This is a genomic window from uncultured Candidatus Thioglobus sp., from assembly GCF_963981275.1.
Taxonomy (GTDB): Bacteria; Pseudomonadota; Gammaproteobacteria; order PS1; family Pseudothioglobaceae; genus Thioglobus_A.
This window is the reverse complement of sequence record NZ_CAXCCZ010000003.1, coordinates 33,382-59,990: the sequence shown is the minus strand read 5'-3', so window position 1 is coordinate 59,990 and position 26,609 is coordinate 33,382. Positions and strand designations below refer to the sequence as shown.

Here is a 26,609-nt window from a genome sequence, read left to right as displayed (position 1 = left end):
ATGCTCGAAACGGTGGGTTTGGGAATTGATAAGATGTTTGAATATGTTGATAAAATGAACGAAATTAAGGCTAAAGATGTGTCAAATGTTGCTAAACAGTATCTTGATTTTTCTCAAATGAATACTGTTGAGCTGATTACCCAGGAGATTAAGTGAGGTTATTTTCGCTATTTTTATTGTTAATCACTCAAGTTGAGGCAAAAGTCACTATTGAGCAGTGGACAACGCCCGAAGGTGCCAAGGTATTGTTTACTCAAACTCAAGGTTTGCCAATGCTAGATGTGGCACTTAACTTTGATGCGGCTAGCTCACGAGATGGCGATAAGTATGGCCTGGCAATGCTAACCAACAGTCTTATTGGTACAGCGAGCACGTATCACACAGAAGAGCAAATAATTAATCAATTTGAATCACTGGGCAGTGAGTTTTCTGGCGCCTCGCTTAAAGATATGTCAATCATCTCTATGCGTAGTTTAACGCGTCGTGATATTTTGCAATCATCATTAGATTTATTCACAGAAGTAGTGACCAAGGTAGATTATCAGCAACGCTATTTGAGTCGTGAGAAAAAGCAAACACTGCGCGCTATTGAGGCTGCCAAGCAAAGTCCAGCAAGTATCGCTAATAGTGCATTTAGTCAGCTGGTGTTTAACAAACACCCGTATGCACACAAGAAAATTGGCAACAAGGAAAGTCTTGAAAAAATTAATCTAGCTGATTTAAAACAGCACTACCAGCACTATTATGTAGCCAAAAATCTAACCATTGCTTTGGTGGGGGATATTAGCAAAACTAAAGCTAAGCAAATAGCTCGTCAGATTTCACATGGGTTGAATATGGGTAAAAAGGCTAAGGCCAATCCTGTTGTACTGCCGTTGCAACAAACTCAAGCAGTACATATTGAATTCCCATCAACGCAAACACATTTGCTCATCGGGCAAGTTGGTATTAATAGATCACATGCTGATTATTACCCTCTGTATCTGGGTAATCATATTTTGGGTGGTAGCGGACTAACTTCTATTTTGAGTGATGAAGTGCGTGAACAAAGAGGTTTGGCTTATTCGACTTCTAGCTATTTTACCAAGATGAAATCGAATGGCTATTTTTTAATTAAATTGCAAACCAAAAATTCACAGGCAGATCAAGCTAAAAAAATCGCTTTGGAGACGCTCAAAAATTTCAGAAATAATGCGATTGATGAGCAAAAACTTCAAGATGGCAAGGATAATATTATCGGTGGTTTTGCTTTAGAGACTGCTAGTAATGCTAATATCCTTACTTACCTCTCTATTATTGGTTTTTACGACCTACCGTTGAACTATTTGAGCAGTTTTACTAGCAAAATCAAGCCGATTAGCGCCAGGGATATCCAAAAAGCTTATGAAAGGCTGATTAATATGGATAAACTCGTTATTTTGAGTGTCGGTGTCAAAAAATAGCCTATTTGATTATTTTCAATATTTTACTGAAAGTTAAATAAATACCGATAAAACAAGCATAAAATTGGCTAAAATCAGTTATATTCTATAAATTAAGTGTATATTTTGAATATTTGTCAAATATTTACCCGCTTAATATATGGTATACCATAGTGTCCAGATTTTTACCGCAGTGTTAAAATGCACAATGCGTTGCTATAAACACATTATTCTTACATTTTTATTGCTATTGAGCACGGTTGGCGTATCGAGCGCCAAAGGTAGTACTCAGCCGACTGAAGTGATTATCGCTGTTCAATCTTATTTGGACAAAGGTATTACTCACCAGTATTGGCAGTTAAGTGCTAATTATCTTAGTCGTCACATTCAAGGGGTTGTTTTTAATATTGTGGTGGTTGACACCCCAGACGACTTACTGCTTTATCAAATGGTTGAGGAGGGTAAAGTTGATTATGTGATCACTCAACCTATTACCACTGTTGAGCTAAATCGCTTATACGAAACCCATATTGAGCTGACCAAGGTTGATCAATCTGGTGTTGACCAGTTGGGTAGCGTTATTTTTACGTCAGTTAACAATAATGCCATTAATGGTATTGAAGCATTAAAGGGTAATAGTTTTGCCGCCTCAACGCCTAATCGCCTGGGTGGGTGGGTATTAGCACTAGATCATTTTCGAAAATTGGGGATTGATCCCGACAAAGACTTTTCATCTGTTAGTTTTTTAGGTGCACAAGATAATATTGTTAATGCAGTTGTTAATGGAATAAATGATGCTGGAGCTGTGCGTACGAGCGTTATTGAGAAAATGATCAGCCTGGGTCAGATTGATAGGGATCAGATTAAAGTATTAGATCAAAAACAAGAATTCCCTTATTTATTATCAACAAGACTTGTTCCAGAATGGTCATTCTCTTCACTTAAGCATTCAGATCCAAAGTTAACCGAGAAAATTCTCTCTTTACTGCTTAAGCAATCTGTCCATGGAATAGAGCAGTGGCGTGATGCTTTGGATTATGAACAAGTTCGTACACTCATGAGGAAGCATCGAGTGGGCATCTATCAAGATCCGGGTCATGTTGATTTTTATAAGAAAAACTATCAGCTGGTGTTGTTAGGTTTATTGCTGATAGGCTATTTTATTGTCACCATTAAATCGAGAAAAGATAAGCAGATTGCCCAATATAAGGCTAAGTTGGAGCAGTTATCAAAAGCCAGTTCTGTGAATCAGTTGCTTTCTGAAGTGACTCATGAATTGTCCCAACCAATTACCTCGCTCAAAATTGATGCACACATATTAGATGATTTACTTAAGGGTGATAATAGTTGTCAGTTGAGCCAAGTAAGGGATATTACCAATGATCTCAGAGAGAAAACGGATCATTGTGTAGACTTGATTTTAAATATTCGCCAATTTTTGACTGATGCAGTAGTGGTTGAAGAAGTGTTTTATGTTAATCAACATATTGAAAAAATTATCAGACTGTTAAATAATGACTTGAAAGAGGCGAATATTCAGCATACAATTTCTTTAGCTGTTCAACAGCAAAAGATAAAAATGAGTCCGATTGAACTAGACCAAGTATTGTTAAATTTATCAAAAAATGCGATTAGTGCTATGGCAAGTAATCATAAATCATCCAATACACTCTCCATTGAATCTGACGTTAAAGATGATCGGGTTACGATTATTGTTTCGGATACGGGCTGTAAAATTAGCGATCAAGACAATCTATTTACACTATTTAAAAGCCATAAAGAAAAAACCGATACTGAAGGTCTAGGGATTGGCTTGAGTCTTAGTCGTCGTATTATTCGCTCGTATGGTGGAGATTTATCTTTGTTATCTAGTGGCGAACAAGGCAGTCAATTTTTAATCACATTACCTATTTTTAAGCATGAATAATAACGTATTTATCGTTGATGATGAAAAGGAGGTTAGAGAATCTTTACAAAAGTTCTTTTTACATCATCAGTTTAATGTCTGGGTTTTCTCTAGTGCACAGAGATATTTAGAGGTATTGGATGAAAATATTGTTGGGTGCTTGGTGTCAGATATTGACATGGAGTCGATGAATGGCTTGGAATTACAAGCGCATCTTAATCAGATTAATTGTATACGTCCTACAATATTTATTACTGGACATGCCAGCGTAAATATTGCGATCAAAGCTATGAAGCTTGGTGCTTTTGATTTTGTGGAAAAACCTTTTGATCCTGATGTGCTGTTAGGCAAGGTGAATGCTGCAATCGAATCTTCAAAAGATAAAGTGCATGTGCTCAATCAATATCGACTACTAACCCATAAGGAAAAGCTTGTGTTTGCCTGTGTGGTGAAAGGTGATAGAAATAAGAATATTGCCGAGGAGCTGTTTATTTCCTTGCCCACTGTGGAAGCTCATCGTTCTAAGGTGATGAAAAAGATGCGGGCAAAGTCGTTACCCGAGTTAGTTAAGATGTCTGTCGCGTTGACAAATACTTAAACGTTTATTTTTTATAGAATCTTATTATGATAAAAATCATTCAGTATAACTTATTAGCATTGGTGGCAGTTTTTGTGGCCCGGTATTTGATTGTTCCCATGGATCATTTTAATTCCGATATTGGTAATTACTTATGGTTGCCAATGGGTGCGGTTATCTTGGCTTATTTGCTATTTGGCTTTAGGGTTTTTCCAGGTTTGTTAGTGGGTTATTTACTGGCCGAAGTGGTTGTTGAAGGCGGAATAGCTAATTTTGCCCAACATGAAGTTGTTAGTAGGGTTATTAACACCTTATTACCTTTACTGAGTATTTGGCTGATGAGAAAGCTTAATTTTTCTAATTTTATTGTGGCTAACAAACTTAATTATGTACAGCTTGTGCCATTAGTTGTTTTATCAGCATTTACGACCACTATAGTCAAAGCAGGGCTTTTGTATGCACCTGACCAGTTTAGCGCGGGTAAGGTGTATTTTCAGTCTTATGTGCAAGGGGATATACTGGGCGGTCTGATCTTTATTGCGGTAGTTTTTACAATATTCTCACCAGCTTTAATCAGAAATAAAATTATTTAACTGGATTTATAGCTCGATTAAAGCGTTACTATTATGGTTTACCATAATAGTAAATTTCTTCAATTTTGGGATAATCATTTTAGTTGTATTGGTTTCCTAACTCTCCTCAGAATTATTTCTCCAGTACAACGCCTCATTAGATATTTTTAACAAATGTAGATACAAAAAAACCCTAATCAACGATTAGGGTTTTTTTGTATTAGAGCTAATAAGAATTTCTGGCTTGAATGGCTTTCGCATTCATGATAAATTGATAATACTCATCATTCAGGTATTTGACAATTTCCGCCTCTTCTTCTGGAAACCAAGCTGAATCGTAGTAATTTGAACAACGATTGATTTGAGCCTTTAAGTCAGCAAAGCTTTTTAGCTTGATATTGTTCAATGAGCGTGACTCGTAAAAATTGTTGTCATGACTATAGTTTGCACCATTGTCTTTATGGCAATTTAGACAGGTTTCATTGTGAATATCTTTTGGGTTGAAGGCAAAAGAAGTGCTAATTGCACTGAGGCTAATTGCCAAAGCTAAGGTTTTTAAAATTTGAGCTTTCATATAAATTTCCTTGTTATATAATCACTCCTCAAGTAGAGAGAGCATTATATTTTGTATTAGAAAATTAGTATATTATGGTTTTCCATATTAATTGTATTTAAGGATATTTATGAGTGAAATGGAGTTGCTTTTTTCTTATGGGACACTGCAAGATACCCCGGTACAAATTGAAACCTTTGGCCGTGAGTTAGAGGGTTATGTAGACCAGCTATTGGGCTATAAGCTAGAAACTCTGCTGATACAAGATCAGAGTGTGGTGGATTTAAGCGGTAAAACACACCATCCTATTGCTGTGTTTTCTATGAATGCTGATGATAAAATTTCTGGCGTTGTTTTTAAAATTACAAAACAAGAGTTGGCGCAATCTGATTTATATGAAGTGAGCGATTATAAGCGCATTAAAGCTGAGTTTAAATCAGGCAAAAAAGCTTGGGTATATGTGCAAGCCTAAAGCGTCTTTAAAGTAAGACTTTTTCGATATTGACTGATTTTATAAAGTCTTTGTGCCATTTTTTACCCAGCTGCTGTTCCGCAATTAGTTCAATAGGGTAAATAGGCTTGATATTAGTGGCACTTTGATAGCGTGACAAACCCTGACGACAGGCTGGGCAAGTGGTAAGCATTTTAATTGGCTTATCACTTGATTTAATCATGGCAAGGTCTTTTTTGATTTCCAATTCTTTTCTGTATTTGGCTTGCTTGGCGATATCAGGGCGCGCTACGGCAAATGTACCAGCTTCACCACAACAACGATCGTTGCTAATCACTTCGCAATTGACAATTTTAGAGATGAGATTGCTAGATTCCTCTGATTTAATCGGATCATGGCAAGGTGCATGGTACAGATACTGCTCGCCTGTCGGCTTAAGCGTGACATCTTGTTCAAGTAGATATTCATGAATATCTGTTAAGCGGGAATCTTTAAAAATATCGCCCAGCTCGTAAGTCATTAACTGATCAATACAAGTGCCACACGAGGTAAGAACATGCTTGATGTCTAGATAATTTAAGGTATTAGCCATGCGGTGAAACAACACCCGATTGTCCGTTGAAATTGCGACACTTTTAGCCTCAAAACCGCTGGCTCTTTGGGGATAGCCACAACATAGGTAACTTGGCGGAAGTACCACCTTAACGCCTTGGTGGTAAAGCAAGGCGACAGTTGCTAAGCCGATTTGAGAATACAGACGCTCAGAGCCACAACCAGGGAAATAAAATACACTCGGTGAGTCGGCATTGGACTTGGTAGGGTGCGATAAAATTGGCACACTGGTGTTGTCATGAATGCCCAATAACTCACGCATTGGCTTAAGACCGGTATCAGTTGGTAGTGGCTTATCCAATAAAGTAAGCAGTTCAATTGCTACGTTCGGCTTGCCCACAGTCTTATCAGGCTTTTTATTTAAAAATGGCGCGGCAAGGCGAGAGGCGATGTTTTGTGCTTTGTAACTATAATCAATCAACAGCTTTTTGGCTAATTTAATTTTCCAAGGCTGAGTGGTATTAAGATAAGCCATTGAAGCTTTTGAGACTAGGTTTGTCTGACGCTTATCTTGCTTAATTAAGACAGATTTCATCTTGATAGAAACATCGCCAAAGTCTATATCTACTGGGCAAGGTTTGGCGCATCTATGGCAAATTGTGCAATGATCAGCTATATCATCAAGTTCTACAAAATGATTTAGCGAAACACCTCGACGAGTTTGCTCTTCGTATAAAAAGGCTTCTGAGATGAGGTTGGTGCCGATAATTTTGTCACGTGGTGAATATAAAAGATTGGCTTCTGGAACGTGTGTGGTACACACACCCTTACACTTGCCACAGCGCAAGCAGGATTTAACCATGTCATTAATTTCACCAATTTCACTACTTTCAAGAATGAGCGCTTCTTGTTCAACTAAGTGCAGAGAAGGGGTAAAGGCGCCATTTAGCCCGCTACCAGGCATTAGTTTGCCTTTGTTAAAGTGGTTGTTAGGATCAACTTTAGCTTTGTACTCAACAAATTCTTGTTTATATTCAGCAGATAAATACTGGTATTTAGTTAAACCAATACCGTGCTCGCCTGAAATAACGCCACCGAGATTGGTCGCTAGAATCATAATCTCATCAACCACAGATTCTGCTTTTTTTAGCATCTGAACATTATGAGAATGTACCGGAATATTGGTATGTACATTGCCATCACCAGCGTGCATGTGTGTTGCTACAAATAGGCGAACATTACGATGCGACGCGTGAATATCTTGAATGTCATGACGTATTTCAGTAAAAATATCACCCATGAGCAAATCATTAAGTGGATGGGCAAATTCATCCATATAAGAAACGACACGCTTAGCAGTTTGCACTTGTCTAAATATAGCCGAATCATCCAACTGATCAAGAATTTCTTGCCATTGGTTGCTCACCTGATTCAATAGCTCGATAGCTGCTGAACTCTTCTCCTTAATTAGCTGAGTTTCAAGTTTGATACTTTCCAGATAGGTGCGAATCTCGCCAAGTGTGTCTAGTTTGTTCTCAATGGAAAGGCGGATATTAATGTGCTCAATACCATCGTTGTATTCAGCCAGTTTATCTAGTGGAATAACAACATCTTCGTTAATTTTAAAGGCATTGGTGTGAGCGGCAATGGCAGCAGTATTAGCACGGTCTTTCCAAAAAATTTGCCTTGTGCTAGAGCTTTTTGCAATAAAACACTCGCCTTCTTTTTGAATAGTGATGGCCTTAATTTTTTCACCCGCTTCATCGAGTGATGATTGTGACTGGCTAGAGGCATCAATCAGCAATACCATTTTTGGCAGCTCAGATTTGTTCGCCTTGGTGGTGTATTTGACTGCTTTGATGTAGCGCGCATCAAGATGCTCCATACCTACAAGATCTACTGATGTAGTGCTATCGATAAGATTTTTAATCTCAACAATGGTCGATACGGCAGCCTTAAGGTCATGACCGAAGAACTCCAAGCATAAGGTGTTAATATGCGCTAAAGGCTGATGCAAGATAAACTCTGCAGAGGTGATGAAACCGTCACAACCTTCTTTTTGAATACCCGGAAGGCCATCTAAAAATTTATTGGTAACATCTTTTCCCAGGCCGCTTTTACGTAGTTTTTTAGCATCAATCGTTAAAACTTCCGAGCTAACAACAGTCTTACAGTCATCTTTAAGTGTATCAATCTTAAAGCTAACAGATTTAAGTAGTTGAATTTTGTCTTGATTATGTTCTAATCGCTCTACACGCAACCAAGATCCATCCGGTGTTACCATTTTCCAAGATAATAGGTTGTCAATGGTTGTACCCCATCTAAGGGCTTTTTTACCACCTGCATTCATAGCAACATTGCCACCAATCGTGCAAGCATCTTGTGAGGTGGGGTCAACTGCAAAAACAAGATTATTTTTTGTGGCTAAGTCACTAACACGCTTGGTAATAACACCAGCACCGACATTAACACTTTGTAAATTATTGGTATTTTTAATATCATCAATAAAACTAAGCTTTTCGGTGTTAATAACTGCTGTTTGCGTGTGGAGTGGAATGGCACCACCAGTGTAGCCTGTGCCGCCACCACGAGGAATAATGGTAAGCTTAAGTTCAATACATGCTTTGACAATAGCGGCAATTTCAAGTTCGGTATCTGGCGTGATAACCACTTGTGGGTATTCTACGCGCCAGTCCGTAGCATCGGTTGCATGAGCAGAACGAGATAGAGCATCAAAGCGAATATTGTTAATATTGGTTACTTTGAGCAAGGCTTGCTTAATACGTTTTTTATGTTGCTTAAAGTCACTTAAACAGTGTTCAAACTTGGTCACAGCTAAATCAGCACTTTGAAGTAGCTCTAAAACCTTAGTGTTGTTATTTGCTCGTTTTCTAACCAAGTCAAGGCGTGAATTAAGCGCCCCAATAAGAGATTTCCAACGACGTTGGTTTTTGATCAAATCTTCTTGGAGATAGGGGTTTCTATCAACCACCCACATATCACCCAATACTTCAAACAACATTCTGGCACTACGCCCAGTGTTGCGATTGGTGCGAAGAGATTCTAACAATGCCCAAGCGTCTTCACCTAAAAATCGACAGACAATTTCCTTGTCAGAAAAAGAGGTGTAGTTATAGGGTATTTCTCGGTATTGCTTCAATTGAAGTAAAGTTAACAAAAATTAAATTTTATTTTACTATAATGGTTGGTAGTTAAGTCTGGTTGTTTGCACCGTAGATAGGGTGCTTTAAAAAGGAAAAAACATGTTGTGGATTAAGGCATTTCATATTATTAGCATTATTACTTGGTTTGCAGCTTTGTTTTATTTGCCGCGCTTATTTGTCTATCATGCGATGAGTCAAGATAAGATTAGCATTGAACGTTTTAAGGTAATGGAGCGCAAGCTTTACCGCGGTATTATGACGCCAAGTATGGTTTTAGCTGTGGTCTTGGGCACCTGGATGGTGGTTGACGGTTGGGAGATTTACAAAACGCAGTATTGGTTACACGCTAAGTTAGTTCTGGTGGTGCCATTGATTGTTTATCATTTTTATTGTGGGTATTTGCTGCAAGTATTCAAACAAGACAAAAACAAACGTTCAGATGTGTTTTATCGCTGGTTTAATGAGTTTCCTGTGTTAATTTTGGTGGCCATTGTTATTTTAGTGGTGGTTAAGCCATTCTAATTTTTACTTAGTTTTAGGTAATTTTCGGCTAGAGCTTCATAAATTGGTTGGGCAAATATCTGCTTACTAGTCCAGTTTGCGATAAACGCCACCAGTAGTCCTGGGATGAGTAAATTAATAGTAGCACTCATCTCTAAAATCACAAAAACTGCAGTGAGTGGCGCTCTAATTACAGCGCTTAGATAGGCAATCATTGACATGATAATAATCACCTGAGTATCAATTTTTAAATAGTAAGGCGCAATCTCAGCACCAATACCAGCACCAATTGAGATGCTTGGCATAAACAACCCGCCAGGAATGGTCGAGGCTAAAGAAGTCAGAGTGGCAAAATACTTCATGAGTACAAACTCAAGCCCTAGTGGGTTACCTGCTAGCATAAAGATAACTTCGTCACGCCCAGATCCGGCAATTTTTCCAGCTGATAGGTAGTTAAATAGTCCAATAATTAGCCCTAAGAATAAGGCGATAGCGATCACGCGAGCTTTGCTGTGACTGATAAATTTAGCGATTAAATACAGAGTTATTCTGGAGAATAATCCACCAACAACACCTGTTAGAATGGCTAAAGGTATTAGCTGCCAAAGCAGCTCAAGATTTAGTGAGTAGGCGGATAAATCACCCAGGTAAGGGGTGTTACCTCGATAAGCCAAGGTGAGCGTGTAAACTAAGGCACTAACAATGGCAATCAATACCAGCGCTTGTTTTTTGAGTTTTCGACCGATTTCCTCATAAGCAAATAAAAACCCTGCCAGTGGTGCATTGAAAGCAACAATCAGACCGGCACTGCCACCAATGGCGATGAGCGAATGGATAAGAAGTTTACGCTTTAGTTTTAAAAATCGATTAAAACCATAAAAGATTGATCCGCCAATATGAATGCTCGGCCCCTCAATGCCAATGGGTGCACCCCCTAACATGCCAATAAAAATAAAGACAATCTTGCCTGTGGCAACCCTAAACGACAATAGCTTTTCACGAATGGTTTTATTACGTGAATCATTAGCTGCAATAAGCTGTGGAATGCCACTACCCTGGATGTAATGGCAAAAATATTTGGCCATGTAGACTATTAAAACAAAAGTAATTGGGGTGATGATTAAACTTAGAGCGGGGTTTTTTGCAACAAGCTGTTTAAATGTGTGTTGTGCAAAATCACTAGAAAGTAGAAAAAAATCAATAGCAACAACGGCGAGCATACTGGCAGCTATTAAAGATAGGTAGGTTTTTATCTCATTGGGAAACTGATGCGAGAGATATCTGCGCATTACTTACACTGCGTTAAAAAGACCGGTTGATAAGTATCTATCGCCACGATCACATACAATTGTGACGATGGTTGCGTTATTGACCTGTGTAGAAAGCTCCAGTGCTGCTGCAACTGCGCCACCAGACGATACGCCAGCGAAAATACCTTCTTGGGTAGCGAGCTCACGTGTGGTTTTTTCTGCTGAAAGTTGAGAGACATCCATTACAGCATCTACTTTTGAGGCATCAAAAATTTTAGGCAAATATTCTGGTGTCCAGCGACGAATGCCTGCAATTTGAGCGCCATCTTCTGGCTGTACACCAATAATTTGAATGTCGTTATTTTTTTGTTTGAGTGCTGTAGAAACACCCATGATGGTGCCTGTTGTACCCATAGCTGAGACAAAGTGCGTTACTTGACCCTGGGTGTCTTTCCAAATTTCTTGCGCAGTTGAATTAATATGCGCACCCGAATTATCAAAATTAGCAAACTGGTTGAGTTGTACACCTTTACCATCTCGTTCAAGTTTGTCAGCTAAATCTCTCGCGCCTTCCATACCCGCTTCTTGAGTAACAATGAGTAGTTCGGCGCCATAGGCAGTCATCGCATCACGACGCTCTTGAGAGAGGTTTTCAGGCATGATCAGCATCATTTTATAGCCTTTAATGGCAGCCACCATTGCTAGTGCAATACCTGTATTGCCGCTGGTCGCCTCAATGAGGGTGTCGCCTGGTTTGATATCACCTCGGTTTTCAGCTTGAGCGATCATGTTAAAAGCTGCTCGATCTTTAACTGATCCTGCCGGGTTGTCGCCCTCAAGTTTTACCAAAACAGTGTTTGATGAATTGGGATTAAGGCGTTGTAGCTTGACTAAAGGGGTGTTGCCAATAGTTTGATCGATAGTTTGATACGACATCATTTCCCCTAAAATCTACACAAGACTGGTAGATTTACATATTATTTAAGATTGCATCACGCACTTCACTCATGACTGGATTGATATTAATCATCTCATCAGTACACTGTGAAATGGCAGTATCTGGATCTTTCAGGCCATGACCTGTTAAGGTGCAAACTACTTTAGACCCTTCAGGGATCTTACCACTTTGAATGTCGCGCATTGCACCAGCTAGCGAAGTAGCAGAAGCAGGTTCACAGAAAATACCTTCTTGTTCGGTTAATAGTTTTTGTGCACTTAAAATCTCTGTATCGGTTAGTGAATCAAACCAACCATTAGACTCTTTTTCTACTTTATGAGCCAACTCCCAACTTTGCGGATGACCAATGCGAATAGCGGTGGCAACGGTTTCAGGATTATCAACCATCGCACCCTTGACAAAAGGAGCTGCACCTGCCGCTTGATAACCTACCATTTTTGGCGTGCTACTTGCTTTTTTATCTTCATGGTATTCTTTGTAGCCCATCCAGTGTGCTGAGATATTGCCTGCATTACCAACAGGTAGACAGTGATAATCTGGTGCATCACCCAGCTCCTCGATAATTTCAAACGCAGCTGTTTTTTGACCTTGTAATCGATAAGGATTGATTGAGTTTACAATCGCCACCGGTGCGTGATCAGCCACTTCTTTAACAAGACGCATGCCATCATCAAAATTACCTTTGATTTGGATGATAACCGCACCATGAATCATGGCTTGAGCTAGCTTACCTAAGGCAATTTTTCCTTCAGGGATTAGTACGAATGCTTTAATACCTGCACGAGCGGCGTAGGCTGCAGCAGCTGCAGAGGTATTGCCTGTTGAGGCACAAATAATAGCTTTAGAGCCTGCTTCGACTGCTTTAGTCACTGCCATTGTCATGCCGCGATCTTTAAAAGATCCAGTTGGATTAAGGCCTTCATATTTAATGTAAATATCCACATCCTTACCAAGTGTGGCGGGAATATTTTCTAGTCGAATTAGAGGGGTGTTACCCTCACCAAGACTGATCAGTTTAGTTGAATCGCTAACAGGAAGTCTGTCACGATAGTTTTCAATTAGGCCTGTGTATCTCATTGTATTTTCTCCTTAATCAAGGTTTTCTACATGAATAATTTTAACATCCTCTTGGATGAATTCATGACTTTGGATTTCTGTTATAGCAGCGTTTAAATTAGCAGTGGTGACGCTATTGGTAATGATTGCAATGTGAGCATTATTTTGTGCATCAATTTGTTTTTGGATGACAGACTCAACGCTAATATTGTGTTTGGCTAGTGTGGTTGTAATATCAGCAAGCGCACCAGGCTTGTCAGTGGCTAGTAGGCGCAAATAAAAAACACTTTCAATATTGTTAACATCACAGTTAGGGATTTCAGTGAGAGATTTCCAGCCTAGCACATCATGACTTACGGTATTTTTAATAATATCAACTAAATCTGCAATCACAGCGCTAGCTGTGGCTTCATCACCCGCACCTGCGCCATAATAAAGTGTTGGTCCTACTGCATTACCTTTAACCAGTACTGCATTCATTACCCCGTCAACATTGGCCAGTAGCTGTGTTTTTGGAATGAGCGTTGGATGAACACGCATTTGTAATTCGCCATCAACTTTTTTGGCAATACCCAAGTGTTTGATTGAATAGTTAAGTTCAGTTGCAAATGCGACGTCTTCACCGCTAATTTCACTAATGCCTTCGGTAGATACTTTATCCATTTGTAATTCACAGCCGAAAGCGATAGAGGCCAGGATGGCAAGTTTGTGAGCAGCATCAATACCTTCTACATCAAAAGTCGGATCTGCCTCGGCATAGCCTAAATCTTGAGCCTCTTTTAAAACATCGGAAAAATCTCTACCTTTATCTCGCATTTCAGTAAGAATGAAGTTTCCTGTGCCGTTAATGATTCCAGCGACTAATTCAATTTTATTAGCACTTAAGCCTTGCTCTAAAGATTTTAGAATAGGAATGCCGCCTGCAACAGCAGCCTCAAATAGCAAATGCACATTCTTTTCTTTAGCCAGTGTAAGTAGCTCGTTACCGTGTGTGGCAATTAAAGCTTTGTTGGCGGTGATAACATGTTTATTGTTGTTAATTGCCGCTACTACTAATTCTTTGGCAATGGTGGTGCCACCGATTAGCTCTAAAACAACATCTACTTCTGGATTATTAACAACTTCAAAGGCGTCTTCGGTAATATTAATGTCACCATCTGCACAAATTCTAGGCTCAGAGAGGTGCTTAACTGCAGCGTGAGTAATGTTGATTTGTTCGCCAGTGCGAGCAAAAATTTCATTTTGATTTTTACTTAAAACATTTACTACGCCACCACCAACAGTGCCTAATCCTAAAATTCCAATATTCACGTCACCAAATCCTTTTTTTAAAAAAATCTTAATAAGAGGTGAATTATACCAATTGGATATTGGTGTACAGAGGTATTAGATAGGGATTTTATTTGATTTTATCTAAAACAATGGCAGAGCATTTGAGAGGGCGTGAATAATTCGCAGGAACCGTATGTTGATTGTCAAATAGTACTGGCGCTAACGCCTTTAACATATCTTCGTAAATTGGTTTTTTAAAATCAATTACTTTTTCAATGGGGTTCCAATAATCCACCCAAGCCCATTCGTCAAATTCAATATCAGAGTGCGTGTCTAGTTTAATTTTGTCTTCACTTGCAGTGAGGCGTAGCAAAAACCAAACTTGTTTTTGACCAACACAAATTGGCTTTTGAGAGCGTCTAACGTGATATTCAGGCAAGTCATAGCGTAGCCATTTTGGCGTTTTAGCAATAACATCAACATGGTGAGGCTCTAAGCCGACTTCTTCATTCAATTCACGCAGAAGTGCTTCTACATCACTTTCACCTTGGTCAATACCACCTTGCGGAAGTTGCCAAGAGTTTTGTTTATAGCGTTTAGCTAATAAAACCTGATGCTTGTCATTGGTGATAACGATGCCCACATTGGCGCGGTATCCCTCATTGTCAATCATGATTGAAGTCTATTGTTAAACCTTAATCGTCGCTAGAAAAAGCACCTAAAAGGTGTAATAAGCTAGTAAACATATTGTGAAGTGCTAGGTAGAGTCCAACAGTTGCAGAGATGTAGTTGGTTTCTCCACCATTGATAATGGCAGACATTTGACTCAACATGAAAGCACCCATAATCATCACAACTGCAAATGAAATAAGAAGACTAAAGGCTGACGACTCCAGAAAAAAGAAATTTAATAGCGATAAAACAATAATGCCAATCATGGCAAAAAAGATCATACCATTTAAAAAACTAAAGTCTTTTGTGGTATTTTGAGCATAAAAACTGATGGCAAAAAAAGCAACGCCCGTTCCTGTTAAGGCTTGAATGACAAGGTCTGCACCATTTGGCATAGCTAGATAGTGTGTTAGCATTGGACCAATTGAATAGCCTAATAAACCTGCTACGGCAAAGGCAGTTAAAATACCTTTGTTACTATTTTGGGTTTTAGGCAGTACAAACCAAATGACCACAATTGCAGCAATAGAGCTCATTATAGCTGCGCCAAATCCAGCGCCTGAGGCTACTGAAAACCAAGAGGCTAGACCGCCAAAGACAAGTGTATAAGAGAGTAATCTCATTGTATCTGATAAAACTTTGTTTTTAACTTTGATGCTGCTAATGGCTGTTGTTGAAAATGTACTCATGATTTATCCCCTGGGATTAAGTGTGTAAAATGATCTTATTTTATACTGAAAATAAAACAATAGCATGAAACTAGTTTTAGGCTTAGGAATAACCGGTTTTTCCATTGCACGCTTTTTGCTACAGCAAAAAATTGCGTTTAAAGTGGCTGACTCTCGACAGGCGCCACAACGCCTATCTGAATTTTTATCAGAATTTCCCACAGTAGAGGTTGCTCTGGATGGTTGGAGCAAGTCCACATTAGAAGAAGTTGATGAGATTTTCATCTCTCCAGGTATTGCTCAAAATGAGGAAATTGTCATATGGGCACTTGAGCAGGGTATTGATATTGTTAGTGATATCGAGTTATTTTCTAGGTATGTTCAGGCGCCTGTTATTGGCATTACTGGCTCTAATGGTAAATCAACTGTCACTCAACTATTAGGAGAAATGGTTGAGGCTAGTGGTAAAAAAGTTGCAGTAGGTGGTAATATTGGTAAACCTGCACTAGAGTGTTTGCATGATGAAGTCGAGCTTTATGTATTGGAGTTGTCAAGCTATCAGTTGGACTATAGTAAAAATTTAAATTTATTAACCGGTGTGGTATTAAACATTACCCCTGATCATCTGGATCGGTACCAAAGCTTTGAACATTACACAAATTCGAAGCTAAGTTTGTATCATTATTGCCAAAATTTGATTATTAATATGGATGAGCCACTGGTTCCTACGCAAGCTTCAGCCACTCATTTTGGTATTAATATACCCAAACAAGAGCAAGATTTTGGCACGGTGACTTGCCATGGCAGTTGTTACTTTTTAAAGGGTGATGAGGTATTGATGGGGGTTGATGAAATGCAATTGATTGGTGAGCATAATGTGGCTAACATCTTGGCAGCATTGGCGTTGGGTGATCAAATCGGCCTAAATATGGTTACAATGACTGATTGTGTCAAAATTTTTAAAGGGCTTGAGCACCGATTAGAATGGGTAACAGACAAACAAGGTATTGCATTTTATAACGACTCAAAAGCAACCAACGCTTTAGCAAGTATAACCGCACTTAAAGCTCTTATTGATAAGCACGAAAATATCGTTCTAATTGCAGGTGGACTGGCAAAAGATGAAGACCATGCTGAATTTTTCGAACTTATTGATCGAGATGTATTTGGTGTGGTGTTAATTGGTCAAAGTGCTATGGATTTTGAGCACGGCATTCACACGGCGAAAACTATCCATGCACAAGATATGCGTGAGGCGGTTTCTTTAGCCAAAGATATGATTAATAATGGGGTTGTGCTTTTATCTCCGGCTTGTGCAAGTTTTGATATGTATGATAATTTTGAGCATCGTGGCCGTGAATTTAAACGTGCTGTTCTTGGATAAAATTTAGCGATTTTTCAAGATCTGCTGTTTTTAGAGTTAATCCTTGGGTTTCATTTTTGAGCCAAGTACTTTGGCGTTTGCACAGTTGACGTGTGGCAATAATAGATCTTTCAATCATTTCTGCTTCATCTATTTCTTGATTTAAAAATTGCCAGGCTTGTCGATAGCCAACACAGCGAATTGAGGGTAGATCTTGATGGAGCTTTGTATTAGCTTTTAAAGCTTTAACCTCCTCTATAAAACCTTGTTCCATCATTAAATGAAATCGAGTTTCGATGCGCTGATGAAGTTCAGACCGGTCAGGCATGAGGATAATTTTGTTAATTATGCAGTTGAGCCCTCCTTGTTTTTTGCCTTGGAGCGTGGTGAGAGTCTGGCCACTAATGTCGAATACTTCTAGTGCGCGAGTAATGCGTTGTGAATCATGAGCATGAATTCTGTTAGCGGCAACGGGGTCAATTTTTTGTAAGGTTTGGTGTAATGCTTTTGACCCTTGCTCTTTCAATAGCTGGTTATATTTTTCACGTGATTCTGGGGTCGATTCGGGTAGATCAGATAGACCGTGCTCTATGGCATTAAAATAAAATGAGGTGCCACCCACTAAAATAGGCAGCTCATTATTGCGAAAAGCCAGCTCAATTTGTTGAGTGGCATCGGTAACAAAATCATGAGCTGAATAAGCTTCACTAGGCTTGCAAATGTCAATCAAATGATGGGGGTGAGTATTGAGTGTTTTTTTACTAGGTTTTGCTGTGCCAATATCCATTCCTTGATAGATTAATGCAGAGTCAACACTAATTAGTCGAGATTTAATTTTTTGACTAATTTTAATTGCTAGATCCGTTTTGCCCGAGGCAGTGGGACCCATTAAAAAAAGCACGGTATTAGCAGGTGGGTTGATCACAAAGATCCTTGTATTAGTAAGCATTTATTACAACTAACCTAGATTATAATGTCAGCATTCAATAGATTGATAGAATTAAGTCATGTTTACAGTAGAAAATCAGGCAAGTGGCAACCGCTTTAAGGTTGCAAAAGATGAGATTATTCTCGATGGCGCCATTAGTCAAGGCTTAGGGTTCCCTTATGGGTGTCAGAATGGTTTTTGTGGCAAGTGCAAGGCGACACTTATGGAGGGAGAGGTTGGCTATTCGGACGGAATTCCACCTGGACTAACAGCGCAAGAGATTGATGAGAATATGATTCTTCCGTGTAAGTGCCATGCTAAAACAGATTTATCGATTGTGGTCACCGAGCTTGAGAGTGTTGCGGATATTCAAGTAAAGACCTTACCTTGTAAGGTGGATAAAATTGAGCATTTAAACGATGATGTGGCAAAGGTTATCTTAAAAATTCCAGGCAGTGAAGCCATGCAGTATCTAGCGGGCCAATACATAGATTTAATTCACCCTGATTTTGAACCGCGTGCTTTTTCGATTGCTAATGCACCGCATAATACCGGCATTATAGAGTTGCATGTACGCCTGATTTCTAAAGGAAAGTTTACTAATTTTGTATTTAATAAAATGCAAGAAAAGTCTTTGTTAAAAATTGAAGGACCTAAGGGTAGTTTTTACTTAAGAGAAGACAGTGAAAAGCCTATGATTATGATTGCAGGCGGCACAGGGTTCGGCCCTGTTAAAGCGATGGTTGAGCATGCGATTGAATCGGGTAGTCAAAGGCGTATTGATATTTATTGGGGAGTGAGAAGTGAGCAAGATTTGTATATGTCACTCCCGAGTGAGTGGGCTGAAAAATTTAAGAACATTAATTTTGTGCCTGTACTATCAAGGCCTGATGAGGGCTGGAAAGGTAGAACGGGCTATGTTCATGAGGCGGTTTTAGAAGACTTTGAAACATTAACTGAATATGAAGTGTATGCTTGTGGGCCGCCAGAAATGGTGAAATCTGCAGCTAATACATTCGTTAAGAAAGGAATGTTTGAGAATAACTTTTTTAATGATAGCTTTGATTTCGCCTATCAAGTGAGTGAATCATGAGCAATATGCAGCAACACCTAACTGAGCAATTGCAGTTGTCACTATCTCCTAGTTATTTAGAGGTGATCAATGAGTCGTGTAATCATGCAGGTCCCGCATCAGAATCGCACTTTAAATTAATTGTGGTGAGTGATCAGTTTAATGAGCTTACTTTAATTGCAAGACACCGCCTGATTAATCATTTATTTAAGGAAGAGCTTACTCATATTCATGCATTGGCCATGCACACCTATACAGCAGATGAGTGGCAGGTAAAAAATGGCGCGCCAACATCGCCAAAATGTTCAGGCGGGCATTTATCTTAAGGATTGCCAAACAACTTCTACTCCTAACCTTTTTGCTTCTAGGTGCTTGCAGTCCTCAAACAGGTAATTCCACCAATCAGCTTGTAAAAACTGAAGTAAAAAAAGTAGTTGTCGCCAAGCCTGTTGTCGAAGAAGATCTTTGGCGTTATATCACCAATAGATCTACATTAAAAGCACCCAGTCAAAAGCAATTATATTGGCATATTGATTGGTTTAAAAAACACCCCGACTATTTAACGCGCATTACCAAACGTGCCAACCCTTATTTGTACTTAGTTGTGCAAGAGGTTGAAAAAGCAGGCTTACCTCTTGAAATTGCCTTGTTGCCTATTGTTGAATCCGCCTATTATCCATTTTCATATTCTCACGGTACGGCTTCAGGTCTTTGGCAGTTTATCCCATCTACAGGCAAACTCTACGGTTTAAAGGATAGCTGGTGGTATGACGGTCGTCGAGATGTATTAGCCTCTACTAAGGCGGCTGTTAAGTACCTGAAAAATTTGAATAAATTATTTAAAGGGGATTGGTTGTTAGCTATTGCTGCTTACAATTCTGGCCCAGGGCGCGTGCAAAGAGCCATTCGAGATAACAAAAAACAAGGCAAGCCAACAGATTTTTGGCATTTAAAACTGCCTAATGAAACGAAGGGTTATGTGCCGAGATTGTTGGCAGTCACTGAGCTTATTAAGCACCCTGAAAAATATTCACAAACTATTACCCCTGTTAAAAACAGTCCAGTTTTAGAGTCTATCCAATTGAGCACTCAGTTTGATTTGGCTTTAATTTCCGACTGGTCTGCGGTGGAATTGGAGGATTTATACTCACTCAATCCTGGACTGAAGCGTTGGGCGACACCAACTGAAGGTGTGTATACCTTGTTACTGCCAAGTAAAAATATGAAATATTTTAAACAATCAATGCTTGATAATCCAAATAGGGCGCGATTGAGGTGGGTGAGATATCAGGTTAAGCAGGGTGATAGCCTGAGTGTTATTGCTAAAAAATACACAACCACGATTAATCAAATTTCCAGTGTCAACCAATTAAGAAATAACTTAATTAAAGCAGGGGATTATTTGATTGTGCCAGTTGCTCAAAAGGGTTCTAAGGCCTATTCATCATCAGAATCTGAGCGGGAAAAAAACCGCTTAAATTCAAATAAACCTGGGCATAAGGTTATCCACTCTGTTCAAAAAGGTGACAGTTTGTGGCTAATTGCCAGAAAATATCAGGTGAGTATTAATAATATTATTAAATGGAATCATATTAAACGTTCAGAGCCATTAAAATTGGGCAAAAAATTAGTCCTTTGGCAGTCTAGTTTGAGCACTTACAAAGATTTGTCATCAGTAACAAAACTGGGTATTGATATTGATCGAAAAGTATCTTACCGAGTAAAACGTGGTGATAATTTGTCAACTATTGCTGCTAAATTTGGCGTTAGTGTTGTGCAAATTAAACAATGGAATGGCCTTGATAATAAGCCGTTGCAACCCGGGCAAAGACTTACTATTATGGTTAACGTTATCAATTCAAAAATGAAATAAATCTTATGAACATACTCCCTATTAATAAAATTATCCTGGCTAGTTTTGCTTTTGCGTTAACACACTGGAAGAAAATTGTTGAAATTTCAATTCTACCGGTGGCTATTTCACTGCCGTTATTGCTTATATTGCCACAAATGTTTGAGCTGATGGATGTGGTATTTCAAGGTGGAGAATTGACTGAAGTGGTGTTGCCAGATAATACACCGGTATATCTGCTACTGTTCTTTTATGGCTATATTATGCTGTCTGTTAATATGTATCGATTGGTTGTTTTGGGTGAGCAGGCTGTGTCAGCCATGTCTCCAATTTTTGATATTCGCCAAATTTTTAGGTTTATTGGTTTAACGTTGTTTATTGGATTTGTAACCACTGTGCCGGTAATGCTGACAGGTATTGGATTTTTGCAGTTGGTTATTTATTTTTTAATTATGCCAATCACACTTAATTTTGTGCGCATTGCCCTACACCAGCCTTCAAATTATAAGTGGCAATTAAACTTTGTTTCTCAAGCTAATCTATTTTTATTGCAAGCCATTATCCCAGCTTTAATTGGCATGATTTTTACAGCACTATTTAGCGCCTTAGGATTGTCAGATGTTTTTGGGTGGATAGTTAAGACTGTTTTGTTTTATTGGAGTTTGGTTAATTTAGCGTTGTGTTATCAGCTCATTCAAAAGGCTAATACTTCAGCGTAAATCCTTTTGGGTAACGCATATCATAAGTGGCCTTATTGAGTTTTTTAAGCGGGATTTTTTGTCTTAATTTTTTGTAAATTTTAATAAAATCTTGTAAACGCTGCTGTTGCTTGTTGTAACCAAGTACAACAGCTATATTTGGTTTTATGGTTAAGCGATCAATATTGCTTCTTGTTAAAGAAAGAATGGTTAACTCAGATAAGATTTTTTGATAAACACGGTAATCTTTTAAAAGAGAATCGTATTGTTTGGGATGTTCGCCAGATTTCAACAAAACAAGGTCAGATGGTGTTTGACCATCAATTTGATAAAATAAGTTTTCAGGCATGATAAGGTTGCCCTGTGTGGTTATATAGCCTTGACAATCCTCTTGCTCAAAAGGCTGCTTGCAATCTATGTTTTCCCAATGGGCGGCAACTTTATGGGTGGTTACATCAATATGAATAGCATCCCAGAAAAGACGTCTTACTTGAGCTTCTTGAACCCAAGGGTGCTGCTCTAATTCATACTTAACCTTATGTAAATCTAGTTGGTAAGATTGATTGATTAAGGGTTTAATTTGCTGTTCAAGTGTTTTTTGATTGACCAGTTGAGGGCGATCTATTTCCCAGTTGATGCTAATCTTTAGTAATTCACTAGGGTTGTATTGAGTTGCCCCCCAACCAATGGCGGTGATAATCAAGCCAAAAATCAGCGGCTTAAACCAACGTTTTATCTGTTGCAATAAAGGCAGCCTATGCTGGTTTCTACTTTTGAGCTGCATGAATGACTTTTTTAACCAATTGTTCAAAAGTAATGCCTGCTGCTTTGGCAGCCATTGGCACTAAAGAATGCGATGTCATGCCTGGCACAGTGTTGATTTCAAGCAAGAAGGGTGAGTTGTGTTCATCTAGAATAAAGTCGACCCTACCCCAGCCAGTGGCCTTAATTGCTTGAAATGCTTTTAGTGCTATCGCTTGTAGTTGCTTTTCTTGTTGTTCTGTTAAGCCACATGGACAAAGGTATTGAGTACTATTAGATAGGTATTTAGATTCATAATTATAAAAATCTTGATCGGCTACAATTTTAATCACTGGCAACGCCTCACCATCCAAAATGGCGACCGTATACTCTTCTCCTTCTATCCACTGCTCAATTAAGGTTTTGTTATCATAGTGCTGAGCCAAGGTTAAGGCGTTGTCTAATTGATCAAGACTCGTCACTTTGCTAATGCCAATACTAGAGCCCTCTGAAACCGGCTTAACGGCCCAGGGTAGTGGAAAATCAATCGTGGGTGTTGTAGAGTCTTTGTTAGCAAGAATTGAGGGTGCTAGAGGAAGATTCTCAGATTGCCAGATATTTTTGCATAGATGTTTGTCCATGCCGTTGGCACTTGCACTCGCATTTGATCCTGTGTAGGTAATATTCCGATCTTCCAGTAGTTGTTGAATAACTCCATCTTCCCCGCCACGACCGTGCAGAACAATAAAGGCTAGATCAAAATGTTGAGACCAGAGATCCTCTAGATTATCACCATTCCAGTCAAATTTAAAACAGTTAATTTGTTGAGATTTTAATGCTTGATAGACAGCTTCACCACTATTTAAAGACACTTCGCGCTCGGCAGAATTACCACCCATTAATACAGCAATCATATAATTTTTAGCTCTGTTTCCAAATTAATATTAAATTTTGATTTTACGGTTTGTTGAATATGCAAAATCAGGCTTTCAATGTCTGTGGCACTGGCTTTGTTTTGGTTAATAATAAAATTAGCATGTTTATTGGATACGCAGGCGCCCCCTATGCAAATGCCTTTTAAATCAGATTTTTCAATTAACTCAGCAGCATAATGCCCAGTTGGATTCTTAAAAACACTGCCACAACTGGGCAGACCCATAGGCTGAGAATCATTTCTCTTTTGTAGTAGTTGCTGAATATTTTGATCAGACGCTGTCAAGTTAAACTCCAGCACTGCTGCAATAAAGTACTCATCAGCATTGACCGCATTGATGTTTCGATAATTAATTTCAAATTCAGAAGGTTGTCGCTGAAAGCTCTCACCAGATGTATTTACTGTATGAACGCATTTAACAAATTGCCAGAATTCTGCGCCAAAGGCGCCTGCATTCATGGCTAATGCGCCACCAACTGTGCCAGGAATGGCACTTAGAAACTCAGCTCCGTGTAGGTTGTTTTCTTGTGCAAATCTGGATAATTTGGCAAGTGTTACCCCTGCCTGTGCCACAATACAGGATTGATTAATTTCAACCGATTTAAGCTGTGTCAGCTTAACAATAACCCCATTAAATCCTTGGTCACGGATTAAAAGATTGCTGCCTAGACCTATAAATAACAAGGGCCTGACATTTGATTTTAAAAAATTAATGAGCGCCTGGGTGTTATCTGGCATGAAAAAATCTTGCGCCAATCCACCTGCACGTAAAGAGCAGTGTGAGGCCATAGATTCGTTGTGTCTTAGCACGTAAACAACTCAACCATAGTTTGCTTTTAACAAGCTAGGCAGGGTATGGATATCACCCGCGCCCAAGGTTAATAGCACATCATCTTGATTAACTAGATGAGGCAACACATTTAAAGCTTCTTGTGCATCTTTAATTACAACCGGATTTAATGTTGAGCGCTTTCTAATGGATTCTGCCAATGTCGAACTACTAATGTGAGTAATAGGCTTTTCACTAGCTGGATAAATGTCTAGCAAAATAAGCCCTTGTGCATAGCTCAAAACACGGGCAAAGTCATCAAACAAATCTCGAGTCCTGGAATAACGATGTGGCTGAAAAATCACCACAAGGCGCCTATCAGGGTAAGTATTTTTTAGTGAGTCAAAAATAGCGTTAATTTCAACTGGGTGATGACCATAATCATCAAATAAATCTACTGAGTGCTCTTGAATTGCTAGTTGTCCATGATAGTCAAGTCTTCTGGCAACACCAGAAAACTGATTGAGCGCAGATTGGACGATGCTAATGTTGATATCAAGTTCACAGCAAACGCCAATTGCGGCCAATGTATTTAGAATGTTATGCTTGCCAATGAGGTTGAGCTGAATTGGAAAAGTTTGGTTATATTTTGAATTGGCGTGCGTACACACTACGTCAAAATGCATTTGCATGCCAACTTGTTTGATATTTATAGCGCGTATATCAGCATCAGTATTAAGCCCATAGCTAATGACAGGACGATGGATGTTGTCCATAATATCGCGAACACCTTGGTCATCACTACACAGAATGCAAGCGCCATAAAAAGGTAAATTTGAGGTGAAACTAACAAAGGTATCTTTTAATTGTTGGTAATCATTATCATAAGTGGCCATGTGATCTTGGTCAACATTGGTGATAATGCTAAGCATAGGCTGTAAGTGCAAGAAAGAAGCGTCCGATTCATCTGCCTCTGCAATTAAATAGTCACTCTCTCCTAGTTTGGCATTGACACCGTTAGAGTTTAGAATTCCGCCAATAATGTAAGTTGGATCAAGTTCTGCTTGATTAAGAATGTGGGCAATAATACTCGTTGTTGTAGTTTTACCATGTGTACCGGCCACGGCAATTCCAAAACGGAAACGCATGATTTCGGCTAGCATTTCTGCTCTAGGAACAATTGGAATGTGGCGTTCTTGAGCTGCTATTAGCTCTGGATTGTCCAGACTAATGGCGCTAGAGACGACGACAGCTTGTGCATCGACAATATTTTGAGCATGATGCTGATAGCTAATTTTACAACCCATTTTTGATAGTCTATCAGTGGTGCTGTTTTGATAAATGTCTGAGCCAGAAATTTGGTAGTCTAGATTGTGCAGCACCTCGGCAATACCACTCATGCCAGAGCCGCCAATACCAATAAAATGAATTTTATTAACTCTAGATTTGGATACTTGTCTTAAATTTTTCATGCTTGAGTGACGCTAATAACACACAACACTTGAATGCCTTCACCCTTACCAAAAGCACTCAAATTTTCACCTGTGGTAGCTGTAATGCCAATATCATTTATGGAGATGCTGAATAATTGAGCTATATTTTTTTTCATACTGGGAATGAAGGGTGTTATTTTTGGCATTAAACATTCGATAGAAATGGCAATATGCTGCACCTGCCAAGTACTCAAATCTTGTAAGGCTAACTTGAGATATTCACGACTATCCACGATACCTTGTTGGCAAAGTTTATCTGCTTTTTCACCAAGAATATTAATGCCAGTAATAGAAGAAACTGCATTTGTTAGCGCATGAAATATTACGTCACCATCACTATTTGCACGCAACCCTTGGGCATGCTTAAAGTCAACTCCTGCTAGTAGGAGTGGTTTGCTGTTGTCTTCAAATGCGTGTGAATCTTGTCCTAAGCCAGTTTTAAATTTCATGAGAATGAGGGTTTGTTTAAATAAAAGTTAGCCAAGGCTAAATCTTCAGGATTGGTGATTTTAAGATTAGTTTTGGAAGATTCGACAAGTAGGGAGTCAAGGCCTGCGTGCTCAATAGCACTTGCCTCGTCTGTGATATCAGCACCATCATGATTAGCATTATTTAACGCCTGTAATAACACTCCAAACCGATACATCTGTGGCGTTTGTGCTTGCCAGAGGTTGCTTCTATCAACGGTATGTTGAACCATTTGATGATTGGATTTTTTAATAGTGTCCACCACTTTGGTTGCCAATAGTCCGCCTGTTGTTTGACTTTCAAGATGCTGAATAAGACTCTCAACACTGCTTGTTTCAATGCAAGGTCTAGCAGCATCATGCACTAATACCCAGTCACTATCTTTGATATAAGGTTTTAATGCATTTAATGCATTGATGACTGACTGGTGGCGCTTTTCACCACCTTCAGCTATCGCCAGGAGTTTAGGGTGATGATAAAATTTAGAGGATTTAAATAGGGTGTCTTGTTTGGAAATAGCTACGACACAGCCTTTTATTTTTTCAATATTGAGTAAGGTTGACAAGGTCTGGTCAAGGACACTAAGGCCATTATCTAGCTGTAAATATTGCTTGGCTACACTGGCTTGCATCCGTGTTCCAATGCCACTGGCAGGTATAACAAGATAGCAATGATCAGTTGACATAGGGGTAAAAATTAAAGTAGATTGTTTTTATTA

The 26,609-nt window shown here is 39.0% G+C and carries 26 protein-coding genes; 11 read left to right on the top strand and 15 right to left on the bottom strand.

Annotation, left to right across the window (positions count from 1 at the left end):
• The first annotated feature begins 152 nt into the window (after positions 1-152).
• The 4 genes from ABNR88_RS01120 (at position 153) to ABNR88_RS01105 (ending at position 4,497) form a co-directional block, all read left to right on the top strand.
• Positions 153-1,442 (top strand): pitrilysin family protein, encoded by a 1,290-nt coding sequence (locus tag ABNR88_RS01120; RefSeq protein ID WP_291926077.1) that lies wholly within the window; start codon positions 153-155, stop codon positions 1,440-1,442.
• Positions 1,443-1,629: 187 nt separating this feature from the next.
• A complete protein-coding gene (locus ABNR88_RS01115) occupies positions 1,630-3,348 on the top strand; it encodes a sensor histidine kinase (protein WP_348669813.1) in 1,719 nt (572 codons plus the stop codon).
• Positions 3,341-3,925 carry a response regulator gene (locus ABNR88_RS01110; protein ID WP_291926073.1) on the top strand — a complete coding sequence of 195 codons (585 nt, stop codon included), beginning with the start codon at positions 3,341-3,343 and terminating at the stop codon, positions 3,923-3,925. Before ABNR88_RS01115 ends, ABNR88_RS01110 begins: the two co-directional genes overlap by 8 nt.
• Positions 3,926-3,951: 26 nt before the next feature.
• Positions 3,952-4,497 (top strand): MASE1 domain-containing protein, encoded by a 546-nt coding sequence (locus ABNR88_RS01105; RefSeq protein WP_291926071.1) that lies wholly within the window; start codon positions 3,952-3,954, stop codon positions 4,495-4,497.
• A 205-nt stretch (positions 4,498-4,702) separates the two neighbouring features.
• Here ABNR88_RS01105 and ABNR88_RS01100 read toward each other — a convergent pair whose 3' ends face one another.
• Positions 4,703-5,050, bottom strand: coding sequence for a hypothetical protein (locus tag ABNR88_RS01100; protein WP_291926069.1), 348 nt, complete (start codon positions 5,048-5,050; stop codon positions 4,703-4,705).
• A 109-nt stretch (positions 5,051-5,159) separates the two neighbouring features.
• Here ABNR88_RS01100 and ABNR88_RS01095 point away from each other — a divergent pair, with 109 nt between their 5' ends.
• Positions 5,160-5,501, top strand: a complete 342-nt coding sequence (locus ABNR88_RS01095; protein ID WP_291926067.1) for a gamma-glutamylcyclotransferase family protein — start codon at positions 5,160-5,162, stop codon at positions 5,499-5,501.
• Positions 5,502-5,508: 7 nt separating this feature from the next.
• Here ABNR88_RS01095 and ABNR88_RS01090 read toward each other — a convergent pair whose 3' ends face one another.
• Positions 5,509-9,192, bottom strand: coding sequence for a DUF3683 domain-containing protein (locus ABNR88_RS01090; RefSeq protein WP_348669812.1), 3,684 nt, complete (start codon positions 9,190-9,192; stop codon positions 5,509-5,511).
• A gap of 103 nt (positions 9,193-9,295) precedes the next feature.
• Here ABNR88_RS01090 and hemJ point away from each other — a divergent pair, with 103 nt between their 5' ends.
• Complete coding sequence (gene hemJ, locus ABNR88_RS01085) at positions 9,296-9,718, top strand: protoporphyrinogen oxidase HemJ (RefSeq protein ID WP_291926064.1); 423 nt, start codon at positions 9,296-9,298, stop codon at positions 9,716-9,718.
• Here the strand turns inward: hemJ and ABNR88_RS01080 are convergent.
• The 6 genes from ABNR88_RS01080 to ABNR88_RS01055 all read right to left on the bottom strand — a co-directional run bounded on the left by ABNR88_RS01080 (position 9,715) and on the right by ABNR88_RS01055 (position 15,594).
• On the bottom strand, positions 9,715-10,986 hold the full coding sequence (locus tag ABNR88_RS01080; RefSeq protein ID WP_291926063.1) for a chloride channel protein: 1,272 nt from the start codon (positions 10,984-10,986) through the stop codon (positions 9,715-9,717). The genes hemJ and ABNR88_RS01080 overlap by 4 nt on opposite strands.
• A gap of 3 nt (positions 10,987-10,989) precedes the next feature.
• Entirely contained in the window at positions 10,990-11,883 is an 894-nt protein-coding gene (gene cysM, locus ABNR88_RS01075) for a cysteine synthase CysM (protein WP_291926082.1), read from the bottom strand.
• A 34-nt stretch (positions 11,884-11,917) separates the two neighbouring features.
• On the bottom strand, positions 11,918-12,982 hold the full coding sequence (gene thrC, locus ABNR88_RS01070) for a threonine synthase (RefSeq protein ID WP_291926061.1): 1,065 nt from the start codon (positions 12,980-12,982) through the stop codon (positions 11,918-11,920).
• Positions 12,983-12,994: 12 nt separating this feature from the next.
• Positions 12,995-14,272 carry a homoserine dehydrogenase gene (locus tag ABNR88_RS01065; RefSeq protein ID WP_348669810.1) on the bottom strand — a complete coding sequence of 426 codons (1,278 nt, stop codon included), beginning with the start codon at positions 14,270-14,272 and terminating at the stop codon, positions 12,995-12,997.
• An 88-nt stretch (positions 14,273-14,360) separates the two neighbouring features.
• The gene (locus ABNR88_RS01060; protein WP_291926055.1) at positions 14,361-14,906 is read right to left on the bottom strand and encodes an RNA pyrophosphohydrolase; all 546 of its coding nucleotides are present in this window, start codon (positions 14,904-14,906) and stop codon (positions 14,361-14,363) included.
• 22 nt (positions 14,907-14,928) lie between these two features.
• Complete coding sequence (locus ABNR88_RS01055) at positions 14,929-15,594, bottom strand: Bax inhibitor-1 family protein (protein WP_291926053.1); 666 nt, start codon at positions 15,592-15,594, stop codon at positions 14,929-14,931.
• Between the two features lie 64 nt (positions 15,595-15,658).
• Here ABNR88_RS01055 and murD point away from each other — a divergent pair, with 64 nt between their 5' ends.
• The gene (gene murD / locus ABNR88_RS01050; protein WP_291926050.1) at positions 15,659-16,957 is read left to right on the top strand and encodes a UDP-N-acetylmuramoyl-L-alanine--D-glutamate ligase; all 1,299 of its coding nucleotides are present in this window, start codon (positions 15,659-15,661) and stop codon (positions 16,955-16,957) included.
• Here murD and miaA read toward each other — a convergent pair.
• Complete coding sequence (gene miaA / locus ABNR88_RS01045; protein ID WP_291926047.1) at positions 16,935-17,885, bottom strand: tRNA (adenosine(37)-N6)-dimethylallyltransferase MiaA; 951 nt, start codon at positions 17,883-17,885, stop codon at positions 16,935-16,937. The genes murD and miaA overlap by 23 nt on opposite strands.
• A 58-nt stretch (positions 17,886-17,943) precedes the next feature.
• Between miaA and ABNR88_RS01040 the strand changes: the two genes are divergently transcribed.
• The 4 genes from ABNR88_RS01040 to ABNR88_RS01025 are packed head-to-tail and all read left to right on the top strand — an operon-like array spanning position 17,944 to position 21,507.
• Entirely contained in the window at positions 17,944-18,957 is a 1,014-nt protein-coding gene (locus tag ABNR88_RS01040; RefSeq protein ID WP_291926044.1) for a CDP-6-deoxy-delta-3,4-glucoseen reductase, read from the top strand.
• The gene (locus ABNR88_RS01035; RefSeq protein ID WP_291926040.1) at positions 18,954-19,262 is read left to right on the top strand and encodes a BolA family protein; all 309 of its coding nucleotides are present in this window, start codon (positions 18,954-18,956) and stop codon (positions 19,260-19,262) included. The genes ABNR88_RS01040 and ABNR88_RS01035 overlap by 4 nt, the downstream gene beginning before the upstream one ends.
• Positions 19,202-20,809, top strand: a complete 1,608-nt coding sequence (locus ABNR88_RS01030) for a LysM peptidoglycan-binding domain-containing protein (protein WP_348669809.1) — start codon at positions 19,202-19,204, stop codon at positions 20,807-20,809. The genes ABNR88_RS01035 and ABNR88_RS01030 overlap by 61 nt, the downstream gene beginning before the upstream one ends.
• Before the next feature lie 5 nt (positions 20,810-20,814).
• Entirely contained in the window at positions 20,815-21,507 is a 693-nt protein-coding gene (locus ABNR88_RS01025) for a hypothetical protein (RefSeq protein ID WP_291926034.1), read from the top strand.
• Here the strand turns inward: ABNR88_RS01025 and ABNR88_RS01020 are convergent.
• Genes ABNR88_RS01020 through ispD form a run of 6 tightly spaced genes read right to left on the bottom strand, consistent with a single transcriptional unit; the run spans position 21,491 to position 26,576 of the window.
• Positions 21,491-22,231 (bottom strand): FtsQ-type POTRA domain-containing protein, encoded by a 741-nt coding sequence (locus ABNR88_RS01020; protein WP_348669807.1) that lies wholly within the window; start codon positions 22,229-22,231, stop codon positions 21,491-21,493. The two genes, ABNR88_RS01025 and ABNR88_RS01020, sit on opposite strands and share 17 nt — an antisense overlap.
• A gap of 22 nt (positions 22,232-22,253) precedes the next feature.
• Positions 22,254-23,141, bottom strand: coding sequence for a D-alanine--D-alanine ligase (locus ABNR88_RS01015; RefSeq protein ID WP_348669805.1), 888 nt, complete (start codon positions 23,139-23,141; stop codon positions 22,254-22,256).
• On the bottom strand, positions 23,138-23,971 hold the full coding sequence (murB, locus tag ABNR88_RS01010) for a UDP-N-acetylmuramate dehydrogenase (protein ID WP_348669803.1): 834 nt from the start codon (positions 23,969-23,971) through the stop codon (positions 23,138-23,140). Before murB ends, ABNR88_RS01015 begins: the two co-directional genes overlap by 4 nt.
• Before the next feature lie 9 nt (positions 23,972-23,980).
• Entirely contained in the window at positions 23,981-25,402 is a 1,422-nt protein-coding gene (gene murC, locus ABNR88_RS01005) for a UDP-N-acetylmuramate--L-alanine ligase (RefSeq protein ID WP_291926021.1), read from the bottom strand.
• Complete coding sequence (ispF, locus tag ABNR88_RS01000) at positions 25,399-25,872, bottom strand: 2-C-methyl-D-erythritol 2,4-cyclodiphosphate synthase (protein ID WP_291926018.1); 474 nt, start codon at positions 25,870-25,872, stop codon at positions 25,399-25,401. Before ispF ends, murC begins: the two co-directional genes overlap by 4 nt.
• Entirely contained in the window at positions 25,869-26,576 is a 708-nt protein-coding gene (gene ispD / locus ABNR88_RS00995) for a 2-C-methyl-D-erythritol 4-phosphate cytidylyltransferase (RefSeq protein WP_348669801.1), read from the bottom strand. The genes ispF and ispD overlap by 4 nt, the downstream gene beginning before the upstream one ends.
• Positions 26,577-26,609: the final 33 nt, after the last annotated feature.

Bases quoted from the DNA above. Each gene is read 5' to 3' on its own strand.
- ABNR88_RS01115 (WP_348669813.1), top strand. From the start codon at position 1,630: ATGCGTTGCTATAAACACATTATTCTTACATTTTTATTGCTATTGAGC.
- ABNR88_RS01110 (WP_291926073.1), top strand. From the start codon at position 3,341: ATGAATAATAACGTATTTATCGTTGATGATGAAAAGGAGGTTAGAGAA.
- ABNR88_RS01105 (WP_291926071.1), top strand. From the start codon at position 3,952: ATGATAAAAATCATTCAGTATAACTTATTAGCATTGGTGGCAGTTTTT.
- ABNR88_RS01100 (WP_291926069.1), bottom strand. From the start codon at position 5,050: ATGAAAGCTCAAATTTTAAAAACCTTAGCTTTGGCAATTAGCCTCAGT.
- ABNR88_RS01095 (WP_291926067.1), top strand. From the start codon at position 5,160: ATGAGTGAAATGGAGTTGCTTTTTTCTTATGGGACACTGCAAGATACC.
- hemJ (WP_291926064.1), top strand. From the start codon at position 9,296: ATGTTGTGGATTAAGGCATTTCATATTATTAGCATTATTACTTGGTTT.
- ABNR88_RS01080 (WP_291926063.1), bottom strand. From the start codon at position 10,986: ATGCGCAGATATCTCTCGCATCAGTTTCCCAATGAGATAAAAACCTAC.
- cysM (WP_291926082.1), bottom strand. From the start codon at position 11,883: ATGTCGTATCAAACTATCGATCAAACTATTGGCAACACCCCTTTAGTC.
- thrC (WP_291926061.1), bottom strand. From the start codon at position 12,982: ATGAGATACACAGGCCTAATTGAAAACTATCGTGACAGACTTCCTGTT.
- ABNR88_RS01060 (WP_291926055.1), bottom strand. From the start codon at position 14,906: ATGATTGACAATGAGGGATACCGCGCCAATGTGGGCATCGTTATCACC.
- ABNR88_RS01055 (WP_291926053.1), bottom strand. From the start codon at position 15,594: ATGAGTACATTTTCAACAACAGCCATTAGCAGCATCAAAGTTAAAAAC.
- murD (WP_291926050.1), top strand. From the start codon at position 15,659: ATGAAACTAGTTTTAGGCTTAGGAATAACCGGTTTTTCCATTGCACGC.
- miaA (WP_291926047.1), bottom strand. From the start codon at position 17,885: ATGCTTACTAATACAAGGATCTTTGTGATCAACCCACCTGCTAATACC.
- ABNR88_RS01040 (WP_291926044.1), top strand. From the start codon at position 17,944: ATGTTTACAGTAGAAAATCAGGCAAGTGGCAACCGCTTTAAGGTTGCA.
- ABNR88_RS01035 (WP_291926040.1), top strand. From the start codon at position 18,954: ATGAGCAATATGCAGCAACACCTAACTGAGCAATTGCAGTTGTCACTA.
- ABNR88_RS01025 (WP_291926034.1), top strand. From the start codon at position 20,815: ATGAACATACTCCCTATTAATAAAATTATCCTGGCTAGTTTTGCTTTT.
- ABNR88_RS01015 (WP_348669805.1), bottom strand. From the start codon at position 23,141: ATGATTGCTGTATTAATGGGTGGTAATTCTGCCGAGCGCGAAGTGTCT.
- murC (WP_291926021.1), bottom strand. From the start codon at position 25,402: ATGAAAAATTTAAGACAAGTATCCAAATCTAGAGTTAATAAAATTCAT.
- ispF (WP_291926018.1), bottom strand. From the start codon at position 25,872: ATGAAATTTAAAACTGGCTTAGGACAAGATTCACACGCATTTGAAGAC.
- ispD (WP_348669801.1), bottom strand. From the start codon at position 26,576: ATGTCAACTGATCATTGCTATCTTGTTATACCTGCCAGTGGCATTGGA.